Here is a 26,535-nt window from a genome sequence, read left to right on the forward strand (position 1 = left end):
TTGGCCGAGCCGAGCAGGCTGTCGGGTGAGCGAGAGGAAAGCGCACAGTGGAGAAGGGCCGGTCGGAGGGCCGCAGAGTTGGGGTGGACCTGTCGGAGGGATTCGGCGAGCGGCTGCTGGGGCAGCTGCTGGACCGGGCTCACGAGATGCCGCCACAGCTCATGGCTCCGCTGGTGGCCGAGGAAGTGCGCCGGATCGGTGGCCGGGACGTGTCGATCCTGCTGCAGTGCTACGAGCAGCTCGAATTGGTCCCGCTGCCGGGAAGGGGGCTCACCGTCGGGGAGGCGCTGCCGATCGACGGGTCCTTTGCGGGTGAGGCATTTCTGCGCAAGACCGCGGCCGAGGAAGTGCGGGACGACGGCGTACGGCTGTATCTCCCGCTGCTGGACGGCAGCGACGAGGTCGGGGTGATGGCGCTCACCCTGGACACGGTCGATGACAACGACCGGCGGCTGCTGCGGCGGCTGGCCGGCCTGGTCGCCGACATGGTGGTGACCAAGGGCGCCTATACGGATCAGTTCTTCCAGGCCCGGCGGCGTCATCCGATGAGTCTGGCCGCGGAAATCCAGTGGTCCCTGCTGCCGCCGATGTCGATGACCACCCCACAGGTCTCTGTCGCGGGGATCCTGGAGCCGGCCTACGCCGTCGCCGGTGACAGTGTGGACTACGCCCTCAACGACGACATCCTGCACATGGCCATCATCGACGCGATGGGCCACGGTCTGAACGCATCCGTGCTGGCGACCGTCGCTGTGGGCGCCTACCGGCACGCCCGACGCGCGGATGTCGACCTCGCCGAGCTGTACGCCTTCATGGACAGAGCTATTGACCAGCAGTTCGGCCCGGACCAGTTCGTCACCGCGCAGATGATGCGCCTGGACATCGGGACGGGCCGGCTGCACTGGGTCAACGCCGGCCACCCGGCAGCACTGCTCATCCGGGGCCACCGGGTCGTGCAAGTCCTGGAGAACCCGGGGACACTTCCGGTCGGCTTCGGCGGTGCCGAACCCCTGACCTACTCCATTGAACTTCAGCGGGGCGACCGGGTGATGTTCTACACCGACGGCCTCGTCGAGGAACACCACGCAGGTCAGGAACAGTTCGGCGAAGGCCGCATGATCGACATCATCGAACAAGTCGGCCCGACCGTACGAGACGTGCAGCACATGGCCCGGAATCTGTCCCACGCACTCAAACGAGAGAGGGGTGGGACCACCAGCGACGACGCGACGATCTTCCTCGTCGAATGGCACGGCGGCACCGCCGACCACCTCACCACCCTGGACCTCTAAGTCCCCGGCCCCGAACAGGCCGCGCGGCGGCCGGTGTTGAGTCTGTTTTCGTACGACCCCCGGCTCACGGTGACCGGATATCTCCCGGCGCCACGCGTTTGAGACCCACGAGTCCGGCGACGGGCGACACGTGCACGGCGAGTGGAACGGGTACTCGGTCGCCGTGCGATTCACCGAGGACGACCTGATCGCGGCCGTCTCTCACGGTGTCCGTACGGGATCACAGAGTGCCCGAGCCGCGCCCGAATAGCCCGCAAACGTCCCTTGGCCTGTTTCATACCGTCGAACCTGGTCGTTCGCCGGGCGCGGAGGGGTCGTTTGCGGTTCGGATCGATCTACGCCCAGGGGCGGCCAAAACGTGAGAAAGGCCGGTTTGGCACAGAGTCAGGCGGACACGGGGCGTAGTCATCGCAGCAAACGACCCACAAACGACCCCTGTCCGGTGCTGCAACGAGAGCGGGAAATCGTCAGGGTGTAGGAGGGCCTGCCGCCGGTAGGGCAAGTTCCGGTTTCATTGGCCAAGCTGAGAGCACCGATCAGTTCTAACCATGTTGACAGTTGACAGATGTCTCATTCGAGAGGGCTGTACAGGCGCATGAGCGGCTACTTCACGACGGAGTTCCATGAGCGTCTCCGGGCGCAGGTCCGGGAGTTCGCCGAGGCCGAAGTCCGGCCCCGAATACCCGAGATGGAGGCGTCCAAGGCCGTCCAGCACGAGCTGTCCCAGCTCATCGCCTGGCAGGGCTGGCTGGGCGTCACCATCGACCCCGCGTACGGCGGCATGGGCGCCGGCCATGTCGCGAAGACCATCATCATCGAGGAGCTGTCGCGCGTCAGCGGGGCCATGGGCGCCATGGTGCAGGCCTCGCAGCTCGGTGTCGCGAAGATCATTCACTTCGGCAGTGACAGCCAGAAGAAGACCTGGCTCCCGCAGATCGCGGCCGGCAACTGTCTGCCGACCATCGCCGTGACCGAGGCCGGCTCGGGAGGTCACGTACTGGGCATGGAGGCGACCGCCCACCGCGACGGCGACGACTACATACTCAACGGCGCCAAGGTGTTCGTCGGCAACTCGCACGTCGGCGATCTGCACGGTGTCGTGGTGCGCACAGGACCGGGCAGCAAGGGCCTCTCCGCCTTCCTGGTGGAGGCGGACCGCCCCGGCTTCTCCCTCGCCCCGCACCGGCCCGCCATGGGCCTGCACGGGTTCTCCTTCGGCGAGCTGATCTTCGACAACTGCCGGGTGCCCGCGGCCAATCTGCTGGGCAACGAGGGTGACGGGCTGCCCGTCGCGTACTCCTCCAGCACCCTCTACGGCCGGGCCAACCTCACCGCCGTCGCCCTGGGTATCCACCGGGCGATCCTGGAGGAGACCGTAGCGTTCTCGATCGCCCGCCAGCGTTACGGTGACTCGCTCTCCGAACTCCCCACCATCAAGCAGAAGCTGGGGCAGATTCAGTCGGCGTTCATGACGGCTCGTCTGACGGCGTATCACGCGGTGCACCTGCTGGACCAAGGACTGCCCTGCGACGCCGAGTTGATGAACGCCAAGCTCGTGAACGTCGAGTCGGCGATGGACTCCGCCCGTACCGCCATGGAGATCCACGCGGCCATCGGTCTCTCGGCGGACCGCCCCATCGAGCGCTACACGCGCGACGCGTTCCACATCTTCGCGCCGGCCGGCACGTCCGACATCCAGCTCCAGCGGCTGGCGGAGACGGCGCTCGGCACCTCGAAGGGCGAGTGGTCACGACGACTGGCCGCCCACGCCGGGGCGGGGGCGGCTGTCGCCGTCTGAGTTCGGACTCCGAGACCGTCCGTGGACGGTCCGTCGTGAGGGAGGCCCGCGCCCTAGCGCGGGCCTCCACCGGTGCGCTGGTAGATCATGCGCATCAGCTCGTCGCGGCTCTCCTTGATGAGCTGCAGGGTGTCGCGGCCCGTCTCCTTGCCGCGCGGGTCCGTACCCACGAAGCAGACCGTGCCCAGCACCGTGTCCGTGCGCTCGTCGATGAGCGGGGCGCCCGCGTACGTACGGATACCGATCAGGTCCACCACCTCGTTCGAGGCGAACCGCGGGTACGCGTACACGTCCGGAAGCACCAGCGCCTTACGGCGGTTGAGCACGTCCGGGCAGTACCCGTGGTCACGGGACATGATCCGGCTGACCTCGGGGGCGCCGGCCTCCGGGCCTCCCGGACCGGACGGCGCGGACGGGGTGTGCAGACCGGCGAAGAACTGATGGCCGGTGATGAAGTTGACCATCGCGTACGGGGCGCCCGCCGCCTGCGCGAGCTTCGTCGCGAAGGCGTCGAACTGGGCGTCGGGCATGTCGCCCAGGCCCAGTTCACGCAGCTGGGCCTCCCGCCGCGCCAAGTCCATGTCGGGCGAAGGGAGATGCAGGCCCGCTTCGGTGTCGTAGGTCATGAGGTGGCTCCCAGATCGCTGGAGTACTGAAGGGGGGATGCGGGGGGCGGCGGTGCCTGTACGGCCTGCTCCCGCGCGCGGCGGAGCGAGACCGAGTGGGCGTAACTGACGAGTGAGACCAGTACGTGCTTCGCCGACGCCGGGTCGCGGGCGTCGCAGAGCAACACCGGTACGTCCGGCTTGAGTTCGAGCGCGTCGCGGACCTCCTCCGAGCTGTAGCGGTAGGCGTCGTCGGCCTCGAACTCGTTCACGGCGACGACGAAGGGCACATCGCGGCTCTCGAAGTACTCGACCGCGGCGAAGCAGTCCAGCAGTCGGCGCGTGTCGGCCAGCACGACGGCCCCGATGGCGCCCAGTGACAGATCGTCCCAGGTGAACCAGAAGCGCTGCTGGCCGGGTGTGCCGAACAGCAGCAGCACCATGTTCTGCTTCTGGAGGGTGATCCGGCCGAAGTCCAGGGCCACCGTGGTGGTCGCCTTGTTCTCGATGCCTTCCAGCCGGTCGGTGCCGGTCCCGCTGCTCGCCGAGGTCAGCGTCTCCTCGGTCGACAGCGGTTTGATCTCGCTGACCGCGCCGATCATGGTCGTCTTGCCTACGCCGAATCCGCCACCGACCACGATCTTCAGGGCGATGGGATCGTCAGACGACATAGGTTCGTAGCCCCTCAAGCACTGCCTCCAGCAGATTCGGATCTTTCGGGTCGGCCGTTCTCGTGGGCATCGCCATGATCAACGCCCCGGCGTCCAGCAGGTCGGAGAGCAGGATCTTGGCCACCTGGACCGGCTGGCCCAGGGTGGCGGCGACCTCCGCGACCGACCGCGCCTCGCCGCGGCAGAGCGCGAGACACTGGGCCGCCTCCGGACTGAGGTAGCCCTCCGGCGCCGTGGCGCGTGCCTTGAGGAGTGACGACAGACTCATCTCGTTCGTGGGCCGCGTGCGCCCACCCGTCAGGGCGTACGGACGAATTTCGTGCTCGTCGTCGTCCACCCAGGGGGTACCGTCTAAGGCCGCCATGATCAGTGCACCCGGTCGTCGACGGGGGACTGCCTGAACCGCGGCGGCGTACTGAGGTGTTCGGGCACGCTCTTGACCAGCTGCCCCATCTCGAAACCGACGGCGCCGAGATCGGCGCTGTCGGAGGCCAGCACACCCAGCACGGCCCCGGGGCCGGCCATGGACACGAAGAGCAGCCCGTTGTCGTGCTCGACCACCACCTGCCTGACCCTGCCGTCGGCGGGACCCTTGATGTCACGGACGCCGCCGGCCAGCGAGCACAGAGCGGTGCTGATCGCGCTCAGCTTGTCCGCCGAGTCGATGCTCAGACCGAAGGAATGCTTACGCACTCCGTCACTGGAAGCCAGGACAGCGCCTTCCGTACCGGGGACGCGCCTGATGAAATCAGCCATCAACCAGTCCAGATCGGGCTGCTGGGCCGAAAAAACTTCGTTTGGCAAGAGAGTGACTCCGTAAGTGGTTGGGCGACCGCCGAAGGCAGCGTCAGCTCGTCTGGTCGGGGGGCCCCTGAGGGCCGTCTTCCGCACTGGCGAGCCTGATGCCTGAGGCGAAACGAGCCATCAGATCCGGATTCGGGGCGACGACCTGCCGGTCGGCGTCGGCGAGCCGCGGGAACTCTGGTCCGCGGTACGTCTCGCTCCGCCGGGGCAGGGTGGGCCGACGGCCGGGAGGAGTGGTGGCGTCGCTCGGGGGTGAGGCCTGGGTGGAACGGGGGACCTCGGGGGGTGTGACGTCGGCAGAGCCGGGGGTGGGGCGTCCGGCGCTGGATTGGCCGGAGTTGGGGTGGGCGGTGGCGGAGGGCCGGCCGCCGCCGGGGTAGCCGGAGCTGGAGCCGTGGCCGGAGTCGGGGGCCTGGTGGCTCCCGGTGGGGTAGGGGGAGTCGGAGGGGGCGCCGGGGTAGGTGGCGGAGTGGCTGCCGGTGTAGCTGCCGGTCGGGTGGCCGCCGGTGTAGCTGCCGGTCGGGTGGCCGCCGGTGTAGCTGGTGCCGTTCTGGCCGACTCCGCTGTGGCCCGTGCCGTTCTGGCCGGTGCTCGCGGCGTACGCGGCGGGCTTCCGCCGGGGGAGCGGGATTTCGCCGGTGCTGCTGGAACTGCTCGTGCCGCCGATGCCGTTGGACCCGGCCGACGCCGTCGCCGTGGCGCCCGCCGTCGCGTGGGCCGAGGGCGAGCCGATGCGGCGTACGGGCGTCGTCGCCTCACCCTGTGACGACGACCCCTGACGACCGTTGGAGGCACGGGGGCCGGTCTCGGCGGGCAGCGGGCTGCGGTGGTCGAGCGCACCGGCCGCGGGCTGGGGGACCTGGTACGGCGAGGGCTGCTGCTGCGGCAGTTGGTGCGACGCGTGCTGCGGCACCTGGTGTGACACCTGCGCCGGCACCTGTGCCGCCGGCTGGGCGGCCGGCTGCGGGTGCGACGACCACGCCGCGCCCGACGAGGGCTCGGAGGAGACCGGTTCCGTCCGCTGCGAGCGGTCCACCGGCTGCTCCTGCTGCCGGTGCTGTTCCTGCTGCGGCGCCTGGCGCTGGACGGGCGGCGGCGGGGCGGCGTCGAGCAGCGCGCTCGGCAGTACGACGACGGCCTGGGTGCCACCGTAGATGTTGCGGCGCAGCGCGACGTCGATGTCGTGCCTGCGCGCGATCTGCGCGACCACGAACAGGCCGATCCGGCCGTCCTCCAGCTGCTCGCGGATGTCGAACTGGTCCGGCCTGGTGAGCAGCCGGTTCATCCGCTCCAGCTTCTCCGGCGCCATCGGCAGCCCGCGGTCGTCGATCTCGATCGCGAGACCGGCCGGGACGCGCTCGGCGCGCAGCGTCACCTGGGTCTCCGGGGCGGAGAACCGGGCCGCGTTCTCGACGAGTTCGGCCAGCAGGTGGATGACCTCGGCCGCGGCGTAGCCGGGCAGCGTGCCCTCGGGCGGCTGGATGACACGTACGCGCGCGTACTGCTCGATCTCGGCGACACCCTGGCGCAGCACGGTCGGCAGCGGGACGGGCTTGTTGATACGGCGGGGGACCGCACCACCCATCACGGCCAGGCTCTCCACCTGGCGGCGGAACTGGGTGACCAGGTGGTCGACGCCGAAGAGACCGCCGAGCAGGTCCGGGTCCTCGACCTCGCTCTCCAGATTGTCCAGCCGCGCCAGCGCGCGGTTGACCAGCGCGTGCAGCCGCTGGGCGATGTTGACGAACACGTCCACCTGCTGGCGCGCGCCCGCCTCGGCGACGGCGGCCAGCGCCTGGTGCTGCGCGAGGCGCAGGGTCTGTTCGAGATCCGCGAACGGATTGCCCTGGGCGACGGGGTGGGGCAGGGGGTCCGGCAGGTGGGGGCGCTCGCCGCGGCTGATCTGCTCCAGCAGCGCGGCGATGTTCTTCTGCCCCTCGGCGGTGACGGCCTCGAAGCGCTCGACCCACTGGCGGGCGGAGGTGGCGTTCGTGACCCGCTGCTCGTGCACGGCGACGGAGACGTCGGCGGCCTTACGGGTCGCGACGGCTATCGCGCCCACGCCCATGACGGCACTGGCGCCGACGGCCGACCAGGTGGCCACGGGGTTTCCGGCGAACTGCCAGGTGGACCACGCGCCGGCGGCCGTCACCACGACCGTGGAGACCGGCATCGCGACGAGAAAACGGATCCGCGAGCGCAGACCCTTCTCGGTGGCCAGATTGCGGTTGGCCTTCGCGAGGGCCTGGCTCGGGGCCAGGGTGACCGTCCGGGAGTTCCGGTCGGAACGTCCGCGACGCCGACCGCTACGACGGTCGGCTGGGGCGGCATGTGGGGCGGCGTGTGGGGATAGTTCAGGCATAAATGTCCTCGGTACGACGGGGACCGGCGGATGAAGGTGAAGGGGCCGCGCTTCGGGGCCGGCTTGGGGCTCCTGGTGCTTCGGGTGCATGGGCCAGGCGTCGCGGGCCGGCACGGTCTGGGACGCCCACCGGTTCACCGTCCCGGCCGCGGCCCTCCGGAGCCGCCGCGTCAGCCGGCCGATACGTCCGGGCCGGCGATGCGAGCAACAGGAAGCGGACCATGGGGATAAGGAGCCTTCACAGACGGGCAGTTGGGGCGGGACAGGCAAATGCCAGCGTCATTAAGAGCCAGAACAAGCTTGGTGTGTGGGCGCGTTCGCCGCCACGGGCGGAGGGGGTCGTTCAGCGGTCGCTTCATCCCAGGCGCTTCACAATGTGAACCAGGCAAAAGCGGCCATTGGCTCGAACGCAAAGAGCCCGTCGGCAGGGCACGCCGGAGATGCGACCGCCAAACGATCGATTTCGCGGTCCGCGGCGATCGATATGGCGTCGCACTTGTGGAGAACTTGAGAGGGATGTGAGGAAGAACCTCTCATGGCGTGCATCGCAATCCTCAGGTCAACTCTCCCCAGCGGTAAGGGACTTCAAACATGCTTGACCTCCACAACGAGGAGAATTGGTGAGGATGACCATGGGTATCCGTCAGCGGAGCTTGATTCAGAGCGGATATCCATGATGCGGGTCGGTTCGAATCGAGTTCAGTCGCGTTCAGTCGAGTTCACCGACGAAGCGCAGGACCTCGTCCAGCTGGTCCATACTGAGCAGCCGGCTGCGCGGCCGGAGCATGCCGGAGCTGCCGTACGCCCCCAACTCCTGACAACGGCGAAGCAGCCAGGGCCAGTCGATCGACAAATAGTCTGCCAGTGCCCGCAGTCGGAGTGCCGAGGTGGGTCCGTCGATCACGCTGTGTGCGCGGGCATGGTCGATCGCCTGGGTGTACGTACGGAGCTGGGACCGCTGATCCGTAATGCCGACCCGCCAAATACCGTCCGAGCGCAGCCAGTTGGCCACGACAACCCGGTCGTCGGGTGCCAGGACGAATTCGTCGATCTGCGAGTACTCCTCCTCGGCGCAGACCGATACGGACAGTCCGTGCATCTCCATCAGGGCGATGGTGAGAAAAAGCAGGATTCGCTCGTACGGCTCGCTGTCCTTGACGGACTGCTCCGGAATGCAGAACGCGTGCCCCGGCCGGACGGACGGATCGGGGCGCCGGGCCGCCGCACGGGTGAGGTGCTCGTGCTTGTGCCGGAAGAACAGCCAGGCCGCGCTCTCCTCGCCCGTCTGCTCACGCGTCCAGAAGAAAGGCGGTTCGGTCGCCTCTCCGAGATGGCGGTCGATGTGCAGCGCGCAGAAGTACGAGCCCAGCCAGGCGGCGCCCACCCGTGACAATTCGGGCATCGCCGAACGTGCCACCGCCGAGCGGGGCATCGCCAAATGCCTTTCCAGCTCACGCTGTTCACTGTCGAGGATGTGATCGTCCGCGAGGAGGCTGTCCTCCAGGTTGAGCATCGCCCACAGGATGCCGAAGGTCAGATCGTCCAGCCGGTACGGCTTCGGTATCGGCAGCGTCCCGCGCGGATCGGCGTCCAGCTGGTGGCGCGCACGGGCGGAGTCGAGCACGAACAGCCCCTCGCCACCGCTGCCGCCGAGCGAGGCCAGCAGCAGGGCCCGGCGTGCGGGCTGCACGAACGCGCGTAGATGCGGATTCTCCTCCACGGCGATCGATACGACGTCGTCCTGCGACGTCGCCTCGTACATCTGGGCGGGCACCGCCGTACCGTCGAAGATCCGCAGACCGTCCAGATACCAGAGCCCGCCCGTGCCGGCCGCCGCCTCCGAGGGGGAGAGCGAGGAACTGGACCACAGGGCGTCCATGGAGCGGGCGGTGGCGAGCGACGAGCCGTGCGGCAGCCGAGCGGGGACCACCTCGCGGCTGGGCACGCGCTGGAGCAGCAGGTCGACCTCGACGCCCAGCATGTACGCGAGGACGGTCGCCGCGTCGCCCTGGGGGGACTGCGTACCGGCCAGCCACCGCTTGAAGGTGATCCGGGAGACGGAGACATTGCCGACGCGGCTGTTGCCGTACTCCTTGGCGGCGCGGCGGGCGGCGAGGCTGAACTGCACGTCGAAAACGGCGAATTTGGCCCAGTTGAGCCGTTCGAGCAGCACCCGTAGGAGGGTGGGCGGGCGCTGCTCGGGGTGGACGGGGGGCCGCTCGGCGGTGCGGTCGGTGGCTCTCCCGGCATCCGTCCGAGCGGCCTTCCCGGTCGCCGTCTCGACCGGGTACGCGCTCTCGTCAGGGGTCACGAACCGAGCCCTCCTCGGACAACCGGAGTGGCGCGGTCAGATAGTCGAAGCGGAAGTTCCATCCAGCTGACTCACCCCTCACGGTCTCGTACGCACGGTCTCGAATGCCCATTCTGGCCTGTCGGCAGAGACATGATCACTCCGAGTCCGCATCGCTGTCCAGCAGAACCCTGGGCGGAGAGCCGACGGATAGTCAACAGCCTTCACTATTAAGGCAGTTGGTGAATGGGTGGTGTGGGGACGACGACGGCGGGCGGGTCACGGATCCGCCCCGCGCCCCACCCGCCCCGGTTCGCCACCATTCCGTCCCACCCATCAGGACGGCTTTCGCCCGAACTGTGCCAGAAGGGTCAGCACCCCGAAGAGGAAGATGATCACCAGCCCCGGCCGGCTCTCGCGATGGCGTGGTACGCGTCGGCGACACGGCAGAGGTATTCGGTGTCGCTGCCCAGGTCGTGGCCGCCCACGGTGGTCGTCTTGGCCGAACCCAGCGGCACGCCCTTCTCGCGGGCGTGCAAGGCTGCCGCGATCCGGGCGGCCTCGCGTTGGTCGTCCGCGAGCCCACCGCGGGTGGATTCCTCAACAGGGAGGTACGGGCGTATCGCCAGCAGACCGTCACGGATCTCGATCACTCGCCGGTACAGCTGCAACCGCGTGGGAAAGAGGGTGTGGCCGTGCAGCAGGCGCGGGGGTTCCAGCGCGATGGTGGGTTCGGCCCGGTAGAGGGCGAACCACAGCGGGCCGAGCCGCCGGTAGCGGCGGTAGCGTCGTATCCACTCGGCGATCGCCGGCACGGCGACCCCAACGAGCACACAGAGGTGGGCCGTTGTCGGCAGGGCTTTGCTCATCACGAAGCCCCTTCCCCACGAGAAGTCGATCGGGGCGCGGGCGGAGATCGCGACGAGGGTTTTACTGATCATGTAGCAGGCCGCCGCACCGATTCCCGCGACGACCAGGCCGAGACCGAGACGTAGTGCCACGTCCGGCGCTTCCAGCGCGTCCCGCAGGCAGAGCCGCGCGATGACGGTGAACTCGGTGAGCAACACCACGGCGTAGGCGATGCAGTACTCCATCACCCAGGGCGACTGCGGGTACAAGTTCGGGGTGAGAGCGAACAGAAGACACATCGCGGCACCGGCCAGGATCACCCACGCCGAGTGCGCGCGGGCGCGTGTGTCGTAACCGTGCAGGCGCAGCAGGATCTGGGCCCCCGCCCAGACGGCGCCGAGCATGGCGACATGGCCGACGAGCCGTTCGATGCCGGGCAAGCCGACGGCGCGCGTGCAGGTGGCAGCGGCGGGTGTCAGTGCCGTCTGTGAGACGGCGAGGCCGAGCACGCAGAGCCGCACGAGCCGGCGGCCCGGTGCGGGTCCCGCCCGCAGCCACAGCAGCATCCCCCAGGCAAGAAGGGCCGGAGCGTAGTTCCGCACCGCTTCACCCATGGTCGCGACCGTTCTCCAGCGCGGATCGAAGCCGGCCGACAACGGAGTCGTCGTCACGCGCAGGGCGGACGTGCTGGCCGAGCAACGACGCCAGGAACTCCGCCTCCTGCTCCTCGACGCTGGAATAGCCGGCGCGGCCCAACACCCGGCGGATCATGTTCGGGTCAAGGCTGGGCAGCAGTAATCGTGCCTGCTCGGCGGGGCTGAGGGTGACGGGGTAGTGATCGCACAGCATATGACCGATCTCGTGCAGCACGATGTGGTTCTGGTGCGGCACGGTCGTGTTCTGCTCGTACGCGATGAGGTCGGCGGTGTCGGTCGCGATCCACAGCCCGCACACGTCGGACAGGTCGGGCACCGGCAGCTGCTTGATCGGCCGCCCGCGGCGCGCACTCAGTTCAGCGCACAGCGTCGGCACATCGAACGAATCCGGCAGCTCCAGATCCCGAAGCACCGCGGCGCAACGGCGCCGCACCTTCCACCGCCTGGTCCCGATCACTGGTCCGCGTCGCCCGGCGGGTCAGGCAGACCCTCGAGTTCACGGACGCGGTCGACCATGTCGCTGATCGCCTCAAGACTCTTCGTCGACAACCCCCGTGCGCGCAGGGCGATCTGCCGCACCGGCGCGTCGCGCAGCGCGCTGAGCAGCGCGAGTTCGGCGTCGATGCGCTCGGCCTGCGCATCGTCGAAGAAGTACGCCGCAGGTACGCCGAAGAACGTCGCGAGAGCTTCCAGGTGACGCTTGGTCGGGTTGTCGCGCAGGCCTTTGCGCAGTTGCCACAGATAGGTCGACGAGATGGTGGGACCGCCCTGAGCCTTGATGGCTTCGGCGACCTCGTCGAACGTGTACTCGTCCCCTCCGGCCGGACGCACCGCGCTGAACAAGTGGTCCAGCTTCGTCGCCAGCGCGTCCCCGGCGATGTCGTCTGCCATCCCCGCATCGTACTCACCAACTGAAATAAATGTGAGTCTCCAATTCTGTCCATTCCAGTTGACGCACCCGGTCGTGCCCGTTACCGTCCTCCCGTCCCGGCGAATCTGCCGGGCGGTTCCACCGCATCGAAAGTGCTGGCAACCGCCCACACCACCGAGCCACATTGCGACGGGGGATGGTCGGCCACCGCGCGCCTGACCGACCGCCCACAGGGCGGTGCGCGCGGTGGCCGCACTCCGGCTTCCGGGAGGCGGTCCGGATGCCGGCCTGGACGGAACACGATCGACGGGCCGGTGCGTATCGCACCGGCCCGTCTGGGGTTGCGGGTGTCAGCGGTGACTGGCGCGCCGCTGACGGGTGACGAGGACGACTGCCGCACCCGCACCGAGCAGCACGGCGACGAGGGCGAGAGCCACTCGCAGGTCGGACACGCCGGTGTTCGCGAGTGAACCCGGTGTCCGGTCGCCGTCCGGTGCCGGGGTGTTGGGCGCCGGGTCCGTCGGGGGCGCCGGTGTCGGTGACTCGGTTGTCGGCGGCGTGGGTGTCGGCGATGGCTCCTTCGGGATGTACACGCCGGCGTCGATCGTGTGATCGACCCCACCTGCCTTGGCCGGTGCGGTGACCGGGGCGTACCCGTTGCACAGCCGGCCATTGGCCGGCGGGGTCACATTGGAGTCATGTACCCGGTCGTCACCGGTCCGCGGCAGAGTGAACCGCAGGTCGGCGGCGGCCGGCCGGCCCGGCACCTCGCTGGTGTCCGCCGTGCACACATCGAACTGCACGGTGTACTTGGCGCCCGGAGTCAGCTCGTACTCCGCTCCGACACCACCGAAGTAGTACTCACCGGCGGCATCGGTCGTGGTCGTGGCGACCTTCTTGCCGTCGGCGTCCAGCAGGTTGATCGTCGCATCCGGCAGCAGCACGTGCCCGGCGTCCTGGATGCCGTTGTGATCGCCGTCGAACCACACCACGTTGCCGATCTGGATCGGTGCGTTCGCCGCGGCGTACGCGATGTCGCCGAGGCCACCGGCCTTGCCGAACCCGTTCTGGTTCGGACCGACGAACTGGTAGGCGTTGGCGGCCGGATCGTTGCCGGGGCCGAGGCCGGTGGCGACGTCGTAGTAGCCGGTTCCGCTGGTGATGACCTGGCCGGTCGGGTCCATCTGCGTGCTGACGACCCACTGCTGCTGCGGGATGTAGGCGACCGATCCCAGCGACGACTCCTGGTGCGGTCCGGGCTGGGTCGCGGAGCCGCCGTTCGGGAAGAAGTCACCCGGGAAGTACTCGACGACGCCGCCGGGCTGGACCCCGTCAACGGTCGGGTCCGTGGCGTGGTCGGGGCAGTCTCCGGTGCCTTCCCACTCGTACCCGCCGGTGGGCGTGGCGCAGGCCATGTTGATGTCGCCGCCGGACATGCCGTTCTGCGGGGTGTCGTTGCCCGGCCTCGGGTCCAGCCCGCCCCAGCTCACGGCATCCATGAACCGGTCACGGAAGCCGAGGATCAGCGAGCCGTCGCGGGCGAAGGCCAGACTCGCCAGCTCCGGCTGCGGATCGATCATCGGGCCGTCGACGCTGCGGTCGTCCCAGTCCTCCAGGTCGGTGTTCCACGGGTTCCAGTGGTTGACCTGGTCGTAGTTGGCCCTGCCGGTGAGCACGGCCCCGCGCTCGAAGGTCAGCGGCTGGGACAGCACGGTGGTGAACTTCTTGCCGTCGTAGGTGGCGACGACGGCCTTCAGATCCGCGCGTTCCTGTGTGCTCTCCGCGCTGCACACGCCCCCGACGTACAGCGTGTTGTTGTGGGTGGCCACACTGAACGGGCGCCAGTCGTCGGCCGACGCGCAGCCCGGATCAGGGATCGGCACGGTCGCCTTGGGCGCTGAGGCCGTGGGCTTGGTGGCGTCGAAGCTGACGAGGCTGCGGGTGAGCAGGTTCACCGCGTACAGGGTCGAGCCGTCTTCCGACAGGTCCAGGCCGCCGATGCTCTCCTTGCCCGGTGCGTCGGTGAACCCGGCGTCCTTGATCAGGTTGTCGGTGTCGTGCGGCGTCTCCGTGGCGCCCGGCACCTTCGCGAACAGCTTCGGGGCGCCGTCGCCGTCGGCCGGCACGGTGTAGATCGCGTCACCGCCTTCCGGCCCGTATTCGGTGTACCGCCGGGCGAACGCCGACTGGAACAGCTGCTCGCGGTGCTTGTCGTAGGCCAGCCCGTAGGTCGTGCCCACCTGGTCCTGGGTGTTGAGCACTTCCGGACATGGCTTCTGGTCGGGGCAGTTGCCGCGGGCGTCCGTGCCGAACGCCACCAGTGCCCGGGTGTCCGTCCCGCCGGCACCGCTCTGGATCGGCACGAAATAGCGGGAGTCGGGCAGCGCGTAGTCGGCCGGGTCCCAGACCCCGGTGATCACCGAGTCGTCCTTGCCGTCCGAGACGTCCACGAACGTGGTGAAGCTGTCGAAGTGGTTCGGCGCGGTCGAGGCGGGCGCCGCCCGCAGATAGTCGCTGTAGGGGGCCGGGACGGTGACATCGACGCGGTACCGGCCGCCGGTCAGCTCGTTCGACGGCGGCACGATGACCTTTCCGGTGGCATCCGTGACACCGGTGACGTGATGGCCGGCGGGGTCGGCGACATCGACCTTCATTCCCCGCTGCGGCACGTCCATGGTCGAGTTGATCACGCCGGTGCCGAAGAAGTCCCGCAGCACCTGGACGGTCAGGGTGCCGTCGGAGGCCGAAGCGCTGGCCTGCCCGGCGCCGGTCAAGATCGTGCCTGTGCCGCCCACCAGTAAGAGGCCGGACAGCCCTAACCGCACCACTGCACGTAATGGCATGGCATTCCTCTAATCAGTCAGTAAGTCCGACGCCGAACGCCAACTCGGCAAATTCCGGGCCGAGTTTACAAGTTACTGAACGTCATGTCCGGCAAACGCAGAGTTTGTCGTCGGCTCGGCGGAGACCTGTTACTGTCGCGCCGCGTGCGGAGGATTCGAACGCGGAGCAACAGAACGCGGAGCATCGACATCAAGCGGGGCCCCCTGGGGCGCGAGGCAGGCCGGCGCCGCCGGTGGCCGAGGTTGCGCTGGGTGGCAGCCGCCGCCCTTGGCATCACGGCTGCCGCGATCAGCGCCTTCGTCCTCCTCGGCGACAGGGATGGCCCCACCGGCCCACGGGCGTTGACCTCGGACGAGGCGAACCGGCTGGCGGTCTCGCGGTTCCTCAACTACCAGGCGGGAGGCCGGGCGTTGACGATCACCGTGCCGAACGCCGCCGGCGGGCTGGTGATCACCGGATCAGTCGACTACCGCACCCACACCGGTTACGGGGTGGTGCGCGGGACCGGGCGCGACACGTCCAGCGACGGGCTGATCCAGTGGACGGCCACCACCGTCCTCGTCCACCCCATGACAGACCCCCCGGACGTCGCACCCGCGTCGCCGCCCGCGTCCGGCTGGCACAGCCGTCCGCTGCGGACATCCGGCATGGCGCTGGACAGCTCGCTGGCCATCGCGCTCGGCCTCGGCAGCGACCGGCCGGAGAACGCCGCACTGCTGCCGCAGAACGGCGCGGCATGGGTCGGGCGGGACAAGGTGAACGGCCATCGGACGGACATCATGAACGGGCCGGACGCCGCCAGTTCGTCCGACAAGGCCGGTGCGTCTCCCAAGCCCAGTACGCCCGGCACGCCCGCCAAGCCCGCCAAGCCCGGTACGTCACAGACCGTGCGCTACTGGATCGGCTCGGACGGCACCATGTACCGGGTTCAGGTCGGCATCGCCTCCGAGTCGCAGCCGGTGGTCTTCGACTTCGACACCAGGGCGTACGTCCCCGTCAAGCCGGTCCCCGGCGTCACACCGGCGCCGTAGCCGCCCCTGAGTCGTAGCCACCGCTCAGCGGTGGCCGCCCCTCACGAGGTCCGCACCCGCGCACGGGCGGCGAGCAGCGACTCCGACGGCAGCGCGATGTCCGCGAGATCCGCGATGTCCGGCAGTGCCGGAATATCCGGCACGACGGTGGCGCCCGTGGTGGTGGCGCGCGGGAACTCCGGCTGCGGGCCCGGCGCGGCCACGTCGGTGAACGGGATGCCCGCGGGCCCCGCCGGACTCGGCCAACTGCCGGAGGGCGTCGGTGACTTGGCTGGGACCGGGCAGGACGCGGTGTCCGCGAGCCCTGCGGGTACGGTCCTTCGAAGCTCGTTCCCTCGCAGGCAGTTGCCCTGTCCGCGGGTGGCGGTGGGGAACGTCCAGCCGACGTCGACGCCGTTGGCGGTGAAGGTGTTGTCCGTGATCCTGTTGCGGTCCGCCGTCAGGTCGGAGGTCGCGGTGATCACGAGCCCGGCGTTGGTGTTGCCGGTGATCCGGTTGCGGATGAACTGGTTGTCGCTGCCGCCGTCGACGCCGATACCGATGCCCCAGCCGCCGTCGGCCTGTTCGGGGGTCCGCGTCTGCTGGTTGTCCGCGATCAGGTTGCCGGCGACGACGGCGTCGCGCTGCGGGAGCAGCTTCTCCTGGTGGTCGGAGCTGGTGGTCAGTCCGACGCGGTTGCCGACCAGACGGTTGCCGGTCACATACATGTCGCCGCCGGCGTTGGTGCCTTCGTAACCGACCGCGTTGAGTTCGGAGACGTTGTCCCGCACCACGATCCGGCACGGCTTGCACTGGCCGACATAGATCCCCGAGTCCGCCCCGCCCGATGTGTAGGAGTGCTCGATGACACCGTTCTGCGCGGAGAACGCGTAGATGCCGTACAGGCCGTTACGGGTCGCGGTCACATGCGAGACCAGGAACGACTTCAGGAGCCTGACGGGTTCGTCCCCGGTGTCGTAACCGCCGCTCCCCGGCAGCCCGGCGACCGCCGCCGCCGAACCGGTGACCAGCACCCCGTTCTGCGTGTTCTTCTGCACGGTCAGGTTCTCCACGGCCACGCCGGGCGCGGTGACGACCACCCCGTTCGGCCGCCGCAACTGACCGTCGATGACCACCTTGTCGCGGGACTCGCCCCGCAGCGTGATGCGAGCGGTGTCGACCTTCACCGACTCGCGGTACGTACCCGGAGCCACCAGCACCAGGTCACCGGGCCGGGCCAGGGACACCGCGGCAGAGATCGTCGGGGCGTCGCCGGGCACCCGGATCGTCACCCGCGCACCGTCCGGCCGTCGGCCCTTGTCCGATCCGTCGTCGTCGCCGTCACCGCTGCTACAGCCGGCCAGCAGTGTCAGTGCGCCCAGTAACGCCGCCATCACGCGAAGTGCTGATCGAGACATGATTCCAGTCTGGCACGACGGCGAAATCCCCGCCGGAACAAGGAGGTTGAGCGGCGGACGCGAGGCCGGTGTGGCACTCTGCACATCATGGACCGCGTCGATCGCCACCCGTCACGCCGCGCGTTCCTCGACGTCACCGGCGCCACGGTGGCCGCCGGTCTCATCGCCGGGTGCTCATCGGACTCCGACAAGCCGGGGCGGCCCGCCCCCTCCGCTTCCGCGGCGGCCGAATCCACGCCGGTTCCGGCGACGGGCCGGCATCAGGCGGGCGTCACGTTTCCCCGGTCGGCCCAGCGCAACCTGCTGGCCGTGGTGGCCGACCTCGGCACCGTGGTCGCGCCCGGCCCGTTACTGGCCGAACTCGGCGAGACCATCCGCACCCTCACCGCCGGGTCCGACCCGCGGCTGCTGGGCCTGTCGCCCGGCGACCTGACCGTGTCCGTCGGCGTGGGTCCGCGGCTGGTGCGGACGGCGGGTGCCTCACTGCCCGGCGCGGTCGACCTCCCGCGGTTCTCCCGCGAGCGGATCGCCCCGCGGGCACGCGGCGGTGATCTGCTGATACAGATCTGCGCCGGCGACGCGCTGCTCCTACCGGTCGTCGCCGCCGCGCTCCTGGACCAGGCCGGTGACCGCGTCCGCGAACGCTGGCGGCAGTCCGGACGCCGCGGTACGGACGTGCCGGTCGCCAAGGGCCGCACCGCACCGCGCAACCTGCTCGGTTTCATCGACGGCATCGTGGGCCCGCACACGACCGCCGAGCAGGAACGTGACCTGTGGCTGGCCGGGCCCCCCGCGGTCGCCGGCGGCACCCTGGCCGTACTGCGGCGCATGGAACTCGACCTGACACGGTTCGCCGCCCTGTCCGTCGCCGAACAGGAGGCCGTCTTCGGGCGGCGCCGGGCCAGCGGCGTACCCCTCTCCGGCGGCACCGTCGCCTCCGGCCCGGAACTGGGCGCCAAGACGCCCGACGGGCGCTATCTCGTCCCCGTGGACGCCCACGTGCGCAGGGCGAACCCCACCGCGGTCGGCGTCGGCCACATGCTCCGCCGCTCCTACAGCACCGACGAGCCCGCACCCGGCCTGCTCTTCATCAGCTTCCAGAACGACCTGCGGACCTTCACGGCCACGCTCACCCGCATGGACACCTCCGACGCCCTGCTGCCCTTCACCACCACGACCGCCGGCGCGACGTTCCTGATCCTCCCCGGCTTCGACCAACAACACCCGCTCGGCTCCTCTCTGTTCGGCTGAGGCGGACACCGCGGGCCTCCCGCCTGCGCGGTTGACAGGTGTGTGTGATCCGCACGATCACGCGGAGGGGCCGATGAGCTTTCCCGGGCCTCGGCCGGCAGAGTGGATCAGCGCAGTCCGGCGAAGAGATCGTTCTCGGGTACGGCCGCGTCGGTGGTGTCCTTGACGCGTACGAAAGTCTCCGTGCCCATCAACTCGCCGAACCTCTCCTTGCCCATCTTGAGGAAGAAGATGTTCTCGCCCTGACTGGCGTGCGCGGCCAGCGCGTCGAACTTCTGGCCGCTGAACGCGGTGGTGTCCACCCACGTGGTGATCTCGTCGTCGGGGAGGCCCATCTCGGCCATCGCGGCGGCCTCGGCAGGATCCGGCTCCGGCATGTCCTCCTGAAACTCGCGCACGGTCTCCCCGAACCGCCGCATCGTCGAGCGGGGCACCGTGGTCCAGTACACCTTCGGGGTCAGCGCGGTCATCTCCAGCGCCGCCATCGTGATGCGGTGGGCCTGGATGTGGTCGGGGTGGCCGTAGAAGCCGTTCTCGTCGTAGGTGACGACCACATCGGGTCGGTAGTGCCGCATGAGTTCCGCGAGCCGGGCGGCGCCTTCCTCCACGGGGGTCTGCCAGAAGGATCCGGGGGCGTCGTTGCTCGGCCAGCCCATCATCCCGGAGTCGGCGTAGTCCAGCATCTCCAGATCGCTGACCTTCAGGACGTCACAGCTCGCCATGAGTTCTTGACGGCGCATCAAGGCGACGGCCGCCGGATCGTGACCGGGATCGCCCGGCTTGACACCCCCCGGTCCGTCACCGCAGCCGCCGTCGGTACACGTCACGAGAACCGTGCGGATGCCTTCCGCCGCGTACCGCGCGAGGATCCCTCCGGTTCCGGTGGCCTCGTCGTCGGGGTGGGCGTGTACTGCCATGAGCGTCAGGGGCCGGTCAGTCATGAAACAGTCCTTCTGTAGAAATACGTCTTGCTACCGGTACGCGGCGGGCGTACCGCGATCCTGGGTCCCGATCCTGGTGGGGCGGACGACGCTGTGGTCTCCGAGTTCCCCGCCCGCGCGGCGGCGGTCCCCCGGTCGATGCAACCGTGCCGACCGGGCCGGCTGTTCCCGGGCCGACCGCTCAGCCGTACAGGCGGCGACCTGCGAATCCGCATTTCCCGTTCGATCCGCCCCTTGGGACCGGTGTTTCTCCCGCGTATGGGGTCGGCCCCGGCACTTGGCCGACGACGACGGCCGTCTCTACGACGCCGTCGCGGACAGCCTCTCCGACTTGGGCTTCGGGAGATCAACTCCCCGTCCGCTCACGCACCGCTCACGCAAACGGCCCCGGACGAGGAGTCCGAGGCCGAATAAAGCCCTCCCTGGGGAGAAACCCCAGGTCAGACCGTCAGTGCGTGGTGCCCCCGGCAGGATTCGAACCTGCGACACCCGCTTTAGGAGAGCGGTGCTCTATCCCCTGAGCTACGGAGGCGGACCTGAGACAGGGTAGCGGACTCGGCGTTCCGGGGTGGGCCTCGGGTTGTTTGGGGGAGGGGTGGCCAGGTAAGGGTGGGAGGTCGCCGGGGTGGTCGCGGATCGCGTCGACCGCAGGACGGTGAGCAGGGCGGTCACGATAAGCTCACCGGCCTTCCCGGAGTACTGCGGGTCACCTCCCGCCTGACCGTGAAGAAGATCAAGGCGGAAAGCTGAATACGGGGGCGAGAGGGACGGGCGAGAGGAACATCGGTGCAGCCGCTGCGAGGGGGTGATCCGCGGAGCGTGGGCGATTACCGGCTGCTGGCCCGGCTCGGGGCGGGTGGGATGGGGGTCGTCTACCTCGGGCGGTCGCCGGGTGGGCGGCTTGTTGCCGTCAAGGTGGTGCGGGAGCACTTCGGGCGCGATGCGCACTACCGGGCGCGCTTCTGTCGCGAGGTGGCGGCGGCCCGGACCGTGACCGGTACGTTCACCGCCCCGCTGCTGGACGCCGCTCCCGACGCGCGGGTGCCCTGGCTGGTGATGGAGTATCTGCCGGGGCTGTCGGTACGCGAGGCGGTGGAGGGGTACGGTCCGCTGCCGCCCGACCCGCTGCGGCTGCTGGCCGGCGCCCTGGCCGAAGCGCTCGTCGGTATCCACCGGGCGGGCCTGGCGCACCGGGATCTCAAGCCGGGGAACATCGTGCTGAGCGCCAACGGCCCGCGAGTGATCGACTTCGGGATCGCGCGGCCGGAGGACGCCACCGAGATCACCGTTCCCGGAGCGCTCCTCGGCACGCCCGGATTCATGTCGCCGGAGCAGGCGTCCGGCGCCGCCGCCGGGCCGGCCGGTGACGTCTTCGCGCTCGGCACGGTGCTGCTGTACGCGGCGACCGGGGGCGAGCCGTTCGACGCCGGCGACCGGGCCGCCACCCTCGAACGCGTCCGGTCGGCACGCGCGGACCTCGACGGCATCACGGACCGCAAGCTGCGCGCCCTGGTGGCGGCCTGTCACCACCGCGAGCCCGAACGACGCCTCTCCGCAGCCGAGTTGCTGAACCGGCTGGGCGAACCCGCCGCCTCCGTACACGGCACCCGCTGGCTGCCCGCACCACTGGCGGAGGCGATCGACCGGCGCGTCGCGGGGGGCGAACAACCGCCGGAGCCAAGGGAGAAGGTGGACAAGCCATTCGTAGCGCCTCTGGAGCCCGACGCGCTGCCCGGCGAAGCCACCGAGGACCCGCCGCCCCAGAGCCCCCTCCGGCATCGCCGCCGACTGCTCCTCGCCCTGGCCGCCGTGCCCGTGGCGGCCGGCGCCGCCGTGGTGCTCGTGAGAGGGACAGGAGCCGGGGGCGACAAGCCGGCGGAACCGCGTTCGGGATCCCCGAAGTCGCCGTCCGGCTCCGTTCCCGTCCCGCCCGCCGTCCCCGTCGCGCGGTGGACGACCAAGGTCCTCGACGACGACACGCGCTCTCCCGACCTCTACCGCGCGGGCAACATCGTCCTCGCCCGCAGCGAAGGGCAGCACGACGTCCAGGCCCTCGATCCGCGTACAGGCGAGAAGTTGTGGTCGCGCGCCACCTCCGAGAGCGGCCCCGAGGGCCAGGTCACGACCGGCCCGCACGGGGTGTATCTGTTCGACGCCCGTGCCGGGGACAGCACCGAGGAGTTCGTGCTGCGCGCCGTCCGCCCCGAGTCCGGGGCCGTCCGGTGGACGGCGCGCGTGCCGTTCTTCCCGTGGGGGACGGCCGCCACCGGATCGGTCCTCTGCGTGGCGGTACGCAACGACCTGCGGGGACTGGACGCGAAGAACGGCCGGCCCCGCTGGACCGCGCGCGCCACCGGGATGTCCCTCAACGCCGGCGCCGGGCTCGTGGTGGCGGGAGGCGACGGCGTACTGACCGCAGTGGACGCCGACAGCGGGCGGATCCGGTGGACGTACGAGATGCCGGAGTCACCGCAGTCCGCCCTTATCGGTGACGGCGTCGTCATCACCCGTGACACCCTGGGAACCGTCTACGCGGTCCACGCCGACGACGGCAGGGCCGCCTGGAAGCAGCGGATCGACTACCGGGGTTCCGTACGTCAGTTGGGGGGCGGCATGCTGTACGTGGCCGAGGCGGACGGCCGGATCCGCGCCCTGCGGGCGGCCACCGGAAAGCAGGTGTGGTCACGAGAGCCGGGCCGGGCGACGCCCGGCGGATCGTTCGGGCGGCCCGAGGCACTGGGCCTGTCCGGCGACACGCTCTGGGTCCGGGGGCAGGATCAGCTCGTGTACGCGCTGGACGCGGCCGACGGCCGCGTTCTGTGGAGTTACGAGGCCTCGGCCGGCGTCGGCTCGGCCGCCGATTCCGCCTCGGGAGCGCTGGCCGTCGCCGGACTCGTACTCCTGGGCACCACCGGCGGGAACGTCCTGGCCCTCAGTCCGCCCGACCGCTCGACCAACCGCCCGACCGGCCGAACGGAGTGACGCGTGGAACCGCTTGAGCCGGGCGACCCCCGTCACCTCGGGCAGTACCGGATCCTGGCCCGTATCGGCGCGGGCGGCATGGCCACCGTCTACCTCGCCCGGTCCAGGGGCGGCCGGGCCGTCGCGGTCAAGGCGGTGCACGCCCAGTACGCCCAAGACCCCTTCCACCGGGGCCGGTTCCGGTCCGAGGTGACGGCCGCCACGGCGGTCGGCGGCATGCACAGCCCGCCCGTCCTCGACTCGGACACCGACGCCGCGACTCCCTGGATGGCGACCGAGTTCCTGCCGGCGGTGTCGCTGCGCGAGGCGGTGGAGAGATACGGTCCGCTGCCCGCCGGCTCCGTGCGGCGGCTCGCCGCGGGGCTCGCGGAGGCGCTGGCCGCGTTCCATCGCACCGGGATCGTGCACCTGGACGTCAAACCGGCCAACGTACTGCTGACCGTGGACGGGCCGCGCCTGATCGACTTCGGTATCGCGGCGACCGCGCGATCCACCGGTCCCGCGGGCTCTCGGGGTTTCATGTCGCCGGAGCAGATGACCGGCGAGGCCGGTCCGCCGAGTGATGTCTACTCGCTCGGCGCGACCCTGGAGTACGCGCTCGGGGAGAGCGAGAGGGAGAGCGAGAGGGAGAGCGAGAGGGAGAGCGAGAGGGAGAACGGCGACCGGGAACGGGACGAGGAGTTGGCCGCCGTGATCGCGGACTGCCGGCGGTCCCCGGCCTCCGCCCGGCCCACCGCCGCCGAACTGACCTTGCGGCTCTCGTCGTTGGCGCCGCATCCGCCGGGCTCGGCGGACGGTCCCTGGCTGCCGCCGGCGGTGCTGGGCGCGATCGACCGGAACGCGAGCGCCGCGGTCAACCCGCCGGAGCCGGTACCCGTGCCCCGGCCACTCGCGCGGCGCCGGCTGCTCGCCGGGGGCATCGGCGCCTTGGCCCTGGCGGGGGGCGCCGCCGTCTTCGCGGCGCTCGGAGACGAGGGCGGGGGCGGGGGTGCCGACGAACTGGCGGGTGGGTCCAGGGCGGGGGGCGGCGGGGAGGTGGGGAGCGCCAACTCCCAGTCGCCGTCCGCGTCGCCGCCACCCTCGCCCTCGGCCCCGGCGAAGCCCGTCGTACTCGAACTCTCCATCACCGGCGACGGTCCCCTCAACTCCCTCACGTACGCGGTGAACGGCCGGCTCACCACGCTGAAGAACGTGCCCCTGCCCTGGCGCAAGACCGTCGAGGTGCCGCGCAGCGCCGGAAGCGTCGACTGGCGGCTGCGCTTCACCTTTCCCGCCGGCGAGGTCAGGTCCCGCGTGCTCCGGGACGGCTCCTCGGTCTACGACGAGAGCTACCCCATCGCTGCCGCGCGCGGCTTCCCCAACCTCTACCCCCATGACGTGGATACGGGCGGCAGCTCCGCGATCTCGGGATCCGTCCCCGGCGAGGGCGTCTAGGGTCGGCCTCCGACCTCGTGAAGAAGGGACACACCATGGTGAGATCGGTGAGCAAGGTCAGCCTTCTGCCGCACGACATGGGCAGCCTCAGCCGTACCGTTCCCTCCGCCCTGCCCGGCACGCTGTTCGTCCTGGGGTCGAACGGCGGCATGCGTGTGGCGGCGGACGCCGAATTCCCGCTGCTGTTCGGGCGGAACGAGCCCGAGGTCCATGTCTGCGTCGGCGCGGGCGATTCGTCCGTCAGCCGGCGGCAGGGGCTGATCGTGCGGGAGTCCTCGCGCTGGATGGTGCGCAACACCGGCAAGTTGCCGATCCGGTTGCCCGGCTCACGGCTCGTACTGGGTGGCGACGACGCCGAGTTGGCGGCCGGGTACACGCCTCTGTTCGTCGTCTCGCCACGGCAGGAGCACCTTCTGGAAGTACGGATCGCCGCCGCGTCCGCACCGTCGCCCGGTCCGGGGAACACGACGGAGGCGTACGAGGCGGCGACGTACGACCAAGGGGTGCGGAAGCTGAGCCCCACCGAGAAGCTGGTGCTCGTCTGCCTCGCCCGGCGCTATCTGAGCAACGAGCCGCAGCCGCAGCCGCTGGCCTGGACGCAAGTGGCCTTCGAACTGGGCCGGTTGAGGCCGGGGGAGCGGTGGGGGCCGAAGCGGGCGGCCCATATCGTCGCCAAGGTGCGCAAGCGGCTCAGCGAGAAGGACAACGTCGTGGGGCTCATGGAGAAGGAAGTCCCCCCGCCGGTCGGGAACGCCCTCAATCACAACCTCATCATGGATCTCCTGGTCACCACGACGATCGTGAGAGCGGATCTGTCCCTGCTCGGGGACTGACGACACGTCGTCCGCGGCGAGCGCGACCGCCTCCTTCGGGACCCCTCCCCGAGGAGGCGGCCGACAATGAGGCCCGCTCAATGGGGCCCGCTCAATGAGGCGCCGCCCGTTCCGTGACAGGGGGAAACGACGATGAATGACCAGACACCCGCGCCGCCGCCGTATCCGCCGCCGTATCCCCCGTCGTATCCGCCTCGCCTCGGGGCCCGCGTGTGCGACCCGTTGGCCGTCGGTCTCGGCAACGCCTCCCTGCTCGGCCTCGGCTACTTCATGATGGGGCGGCGCAAGCTCGCCGTCGCCGCCGTGACGGGCAGCGTCGTCCTCGTCTCCGTCCTCGTCTCGGTCGCCCGTCCGTGGTGCGAGATCGCCGTGCTCGGGTGGTGGGTGGCTGTCGTCGCGCACGGGTGCTACGCGGCGGGCAGGGGCGCAGGGGGCCGGCACGGTCTGCGGGGCCCCGCGCTGCGCAAGCGGCGCCTGATCGCGCTCGGCGTCACCGTGCCGGTGCTGCTGGGGGTGGGGCTGCTGCGGTACGACGCCTCGCGGATCGAGCGGAGCGTCGACGAGGCCCGCGAAAGCGGCGACTGCGCACGGGTGTTGGCCGCCCAGGGCAGGGTGTGGTTCGGCCACCGCGCGGCCGACGCGCCCCTGACCGCCCGCGGTGACAGGACCCTCGACGCGTGCCAGCGGCTGCGGACCGCGAAGGGCGAGCTGACCGCCGGATCCGCCGGTGACATCGGTGAGTTGAAGGCGGGCTTCGACACGCTCTCCTCGGTCCTCGCCGAACCCGGCAACGACAGGACTGCCGGCGTTGTCCTGGACGGCTTCCTCGACGGAGTACCCGAGGGTAAGAACCCGTGCGACGCCGTCACGGTCACGGACTGGCTCCGCAACCGGCCGCCGACCCGCGACGCGCTGGACCGGTCGCGCGACGCCGCCCGGCGGGCCGCGCCGGCCGCGCTCGTCGGGTGCGGCGACGACCTCACGGCGGCGCGGGACTGGGCGAAGGCACGTACGAACTACCAGCGGCTGCTTGACGGGTATCCGGGTCACGAGCTGGCGGCCGACGCCCGGAAGGGAGTCAGAAAGGCCACGCTGACCATCGAGTTGGCACACGTCCGCGGACTCCTTGAGGACACGACCGGCGGCACCCGGGCCGACTACTGCTCGAAGCCCGCCAAGTACAGCGGTGCCCCGCCCTACCGCAAGGGGGTCAACCGCGCGATGTTCACCGGCAACGACGAGTACACGGACAAGCTCCCCGCCCGCTGGCGGACCACCGACGCGGCGCGCGCCGTGCTGGTGGTCTGCGCGGACGACGACAAGAACGGCGACGGCGTCCAGACCTGCCCGTACGAGAACAAGCTCACGCCCAACTTCCCCAGGAACGTGACGTTCCACAAGATCGCCATCCCGGTGAAGGTGTACGAGCTGCGGACCGGGAAGCTCGTCGCCGACCGCAGGGTGCAGATCAGCGGCACGAGTTGCCCGCGCGTCCTCTCGTACACCACCTACGGCCCGACCGACTTCGGTCCGCCGTCGGACCAGTACGTCAAGGCGTCGAAGGACGACGTACGGTCCGCCTTCGAGCCGCTGATCGACCGCTGAGGCGCCCTCCCCCGATCAG

The 26,535-nt window shown here is 70.1% G+C and carries 20 protein-coding genes and 1 tRNA gene; 8 read left to right on the top strand and 13 right to left on the bottom strand.

The annotated features are described in order from the left end of the window. The first annotated feature begins 47 nt into the window (after positions 1–47). Both ACIBLA_RS31805 and ACIBLA_RS31810 read left to right on the top strand, forming a co-directional pair. Positions 48–1,292, top strand: a complete 1,245-nt coding sequence (locus ACIBLA_RS31805; RefSeq protein ID WP_399200614.1) for a PP2C family protein-serine/threonine phosphatase — start codon at positions 48–50, stop codon at positions 1,290–1,292. Between the two features lie 595 nt (positions 1,293–1,887). After that, on the top strand, positions 1,888–3,090 hold the full coding sequence (locus ACIBLA_RS31810; RefSeq protein WP_399200650.1) for an acyl-CoA dehydrogenase family protein: 1,203 nt from the start codon (positions 1,888–1,890) through the stop codon (positions 3,088–3,090). A gap of 53 nt (positions 3,091–3,143) precedes the next feature. Here the strand turns inward: ACIBLA_RS31810 and ACIBLA_RS31815 are convergent, their stop codons facing one another. From ACIBLA_RS31815 to ACIBLA_RS31860, 10 genes are all read right to left on the bottom strand, one after another. Further along, complete coding sequence (locus tag ACIBLA_RS31815; RefSeq protein ID WP_363245300.1) at positions 3,144–3,716, bottom strand: GAF domain-containing protein; 573 nt, start codon at positions 3,714–3,716, stop codon at positions 3,144–3,146. Then, complete coding sequence (locus tag ACIBLA_RS31820) at positions 3,713–4,366, bottom strand: GTP-binding protein (RefSeq protein ID WP_399200615.1); 654 nt, start codon at positions 4,364–4,366, stop codon at positions 3,713–3,715. Before ACIBLA_RS31820 ends, ACIBLA_RS31815 begins: the two co-directional genes overlap by 4 nt. Beyond that, positions 4,356–4,730, bottom strand: a complete 375-nt coding sequence (locus ACIBLA_RS31825; protein ID WP_363245302.1) for a DUF742 domain-containing protein — start codon at positions 4,728–4,730, stop codon at positions 4,356–4,358. The genes ACIBLA_RS31820 and ACIBLA_RS31825 overlap by 11 nt, the downstream gene beginning before the upstream one ends. Before the next feature lie 2 nt (positions 4,731–4,732). Continuing rightward, positions 4,733–5,122 carry a roadblock/LC7 domain-containing protein gene (locus ACIBLA_RS31830; RefSeq protein WP_363245303.1) on the bottom strand — a complete coding sequence of 130 codons (390 nt, stop codon included), beginning with the start codon at positions 5,120–5,122 and terminating at the stop codon, positions 4,733–4,735. Positions 5,123–5,213: 91 nt separating this feature from the next. After that, on the bottom strand, positions 5,214–7,532 hold the full coding sequence (locus ACIBLA_RS31835) for an ATP-binding protein (protein ID WP_399200617.1): 2,319 nt from the start codon (positions 7,530–7,532) through the stop codon (positions 5,214–5,216). A 709-nt stretch (positions 7,533–8,241) separates the two neighbouring features. Continuing rightward, a complete protein-coding gene (locus ACIBLA_RS31840; RefSeq protein WP_399200618.1) occupies positions 8,242–9,843 on the bottom strand; it encodes a hypothetical protein in 1,602 nt (533 codons plus the stop codon). A 374-nt stretch (positions 9,844–10,217) separates the two neighbouring features. Then, complete coding sequence (locus ACIBLA_RS31845) at positions 10,218–11,285, bottom strand: MAB_1171c family putative transporter (protein WP_363245307.1); 1,068 nt, start codon at positions 11,283–11,285, stop codon at positions 10,218–10,220. Then, complete coding sequence (locus ACIBLA_RS31850; protein ID WP_399200619.1) at positions 11,278–11,784, bottom strand: hypothetical protein; 507 nt, start codon at positions 11,782–11,784, stop codon at positions 11,278–11,280. Before ACIBLA_RS31850 ends, ACIBLA_RS31845 begins: the two co-directional genes overlap by 8 nt. Continuing rightward, on the bottom strand, positions 11,781–12,218 hold the full coding sequence (locus tag ACIBLA_RS31855) for a helix-turn-helix domain-containing protein (RefSeq protein ID WP_399200620.1): 438 nt from the start codon (positions 12,216–12,218) through the stop codon (positions 11,781–11,783). Before ACIBLA_RS31855 ends, ACIBLA_RS31850 begins: the two co-directional genes overlap by 4 nt. A gap of 330 nt (positions 12,219–12,548) precedes the next feature. Next, positions 12,549–15,041 (bottom strand): SdrD B-like domain-containing protein, encoded by a 2,493-nt coding sequence (locus ACIBLA_RS31860; RefSeq protein ID WP_399200621.1) that lies wholly within the window; start codon positions 15,039–15,041, stop codon positions 12,549–12,551. Between the two features lie 288 nt (positions 15,042–15,329). Here ACIBLA_RS31860 and ACIBLA_RS31865 point away from each other — a divergent pair, with 288 nt between their 5' ends. Beyond that, entirely contained in the window at positions 15,330–16,073 is a 744-nt protein-coding gene (locus tag ACIBLA_RS31865) for a hypothetical protein (protein WP_399200651.1), read from the top strand. 41 nt (positions 16,074–16,114) lie between these two features. On the opposite strand, the gene ACIBLA_RS31870 is transcribed toward ACIBLA_RS31865, so the two are convergent. After that, entirely contained in the window at positions 16,115–17,470 is a 1,356-nt protein-coding gene (locus tag ACIBLA_RS31870; protein WP_363245311.1) for a right-handed parallel beta-helix repeat-containing protein, read from the bottom strand. Positions 17,471–17,557: 87 nt separating this feature from the next. On the opposite strand from ACIBLA_RS31870, the gene ACIBLA_RS31875 reads away from it, so the two are divergent. Beyond that, complete coding sequence (locus ACIBLA_RS31875; protein WP_399200622.1) at positions 17,558–18,721, top strand: Dyp-type peroxidase; 1,164 nt, start codon at positions 17,558–17,560, stop codon at positions 18,719–18,721. 107 nt (positions 18,722–18,828) lie between these two features. On the opposite strand, the gene ACIBLA_RS31880 is transcribed toward ACIBLA_RS31875, so the two are convergent. Together ACIBLA_RS31880 and ACIBLA_RS31885 are read right to left on the bottom strand one after the other, a co-directional pair. Continuing rightward, complete coding sequence (locus tag ACIBLA_RS31880) at positions 18,829–19,662, bottom strand: PIG-L family deacetylase (RefSeq protein WP_399200623.1); 834 nt, start codon at positions 19,660–19,662, stop codon at positions 18,829–18,831. A gap of 456 nt (positions 19,663–20,118) precedes the next feature. Next, positions 20,119–20,194: transfer RNA gene (locus ACIBLA_RS31885), tRNA-Arg, on the bottom strand. 287 nt (positions 20,195–20,481) lie between these two features. Here ACIBLA_RS31885 and ACIBLA_RS31890 point away from each other — a divergent pair. The 4 genes from ACIBLA_RS31890 (at position 20,482) to ACIBLA_RS31905 (ending at position 26,516) form a co-directional block, all read left to right on the top strand. Continuing rightward, positions 20,482–22,644 carry a PQQ-binding-like beta-propeller repeat protein gene (locus ACIBLA_RS31890; RefSeq protein ID WP_399200624.1) on the top strand — a complete coding sequence of 721 codons (2,163 nt, stop codon included), beginning with the start codon at positions 20,482–20,484 and terminating at the stop codon, positions 22,642–22,644. Positions 22,645–22,647: 3 nt separating this feature from the next. Beyond that, positions 22,648–24,078 carry a serine/threonine-protein kinase gene (locus tag ACIBLA_RS31895; RefSeq protein WP_399200625.1) on the top strand — a complete coding sequence of 477 codons (1,431 nt, stop codon included), beginning with the start codon at positions 22,648–22,650 and terminating at the stop codon, positions 24,076–24,078. A 47-nt stretch (positions 24,079–24,125) separates the two neighbouring features. Beyond that, complete coding sequence (locus ACIBLA_RS31900) at positions 24,126–24,911, top strand: hypothetical protein (RefSeq protein WP_363245318.1); 786 nt, start codon at positions 24,126–24,128, stop codon at positions 24,909–24,911. A gap of 132 nt (positions 24,912–25,043) precedes the next feature. After that, a complete protein-coding gene (locus ACIBLA_RS31905; RefSeq protein WP_399200626.1) occupies positions 25,044–26,516 on the top strand; it encodes a hypothetical protein in 1,473 nt (490 codons plus the stop codon). The last annotated feature ends 19 nt before the right edge of the window (positions 26,517–26,535 follow it).

It is taken from the genome of Streptomyces sp. NPDC050433 (assembly GCF_044458565.1).
Lineage (GTDB): Bacteria > Actinomycetota > Actinomycetes > Streptomycetales > Streptomycetaceae > Streptomyces.

Excerpts from the sequence above, each read along its gene's own strand:
- ACIBLA_RS31845 (WP_363245307.1), bottom strand. The coding sequence starts at position 11,285 with ATGGGTGAAGCGGTGCGGAACTACGCTCCGGCCCTTCTTGCCTGGGGG.
- ACIBLA_RS31825 (WP_363245302.1), bottom strand. The coding sequence starts at position 4,730 with ATGGCGGCCTTAGACGGTACCCCCTGGGTGGACGACGACGAGCACGAA.
- ACIBLA_RS31815 (WP_363245300.1), bottom strand. The coding sequence starts at position 3,716 with ATGACCTACGACACCGAAGCGGGCCTGCATCTCCCTTCGCCCGACATG.
- ACIBLA_RS31830 (WP_363245303.1), bottom strand. The coding sequence starts at position 5,122 with ATGGCTGATTTCATCAGGCGCGTCCCCGGTACGGAAGGCGCTGTCCTG.
- ACIBLA_RS31860 (WP_399200621.1), bottom strand. The coding sequence starts at position 15,041 with ATGCCATTACGTGCAGTGGTGCGGTTAGGGCTGTCCGGCCTCTTACTG.
- ACIBLA_RS31810 (WP_399200650.1), top strand. The coding sequence starts at position 1,888 with ATGAGCGGCTACTTCACGACGGAGTTCCATGAGCGTCTCCGGGCGCAG.
- ACIBLA_RS31820 (WP_399200615.1), bottom strand. The coding sequence starts at position 4,366 with ATGTCGTCTGACGATCCCATCGCCCTGAAGATCGTGGTCGGTGGCGGA.
- ACIBLA_RS31835 (WP_399200617.1), bottom strand. The coding sequence starts at position 7,532 with ATGCCTGAACTATCCCCACACGCCGCCCCACATGCCGCCCCAGCCGAC.
- ACIBLA_RS31870 (WP_363245311.1), bottom strand. The coding sequence starts at position 17,470 with ATGTCTCGATCAGCACTTCGCGTGATGGCGGCGTTACTGGGCGCACTG.
- ACIBLA_RS31905 (WP_399200626.1), top strand. The coding sequence starts at position 25,044 with ATGAATGACCAGACACCCGCGCCGCCGCCGTATCCGCCGCCGTATCCC.
- ACIBLA_RS31880 (WP_399200623.1), bottom strand. The coding sequence starts at position 19,662 with ATGACTGACCGGCCCCTGACGCTCATGGCAGTACACGCCCACCCCGAC.
- ACIBLA_RS31855 (WP_399200620.1), bottom strand. The coding sequence starts at position 12,218 with ATGGCAGACGACATCGCCGGGGACGCGCTGGCGACGAAGCTGGACCAC.
- ACIBLA_RS31875 (WP_399200622.1), top strand. The coding sequence starts at position 17,558 with ATGGACCGCGTCGATCGCCACCCGTCACGCCGCGCGTTCCTCGACGTC.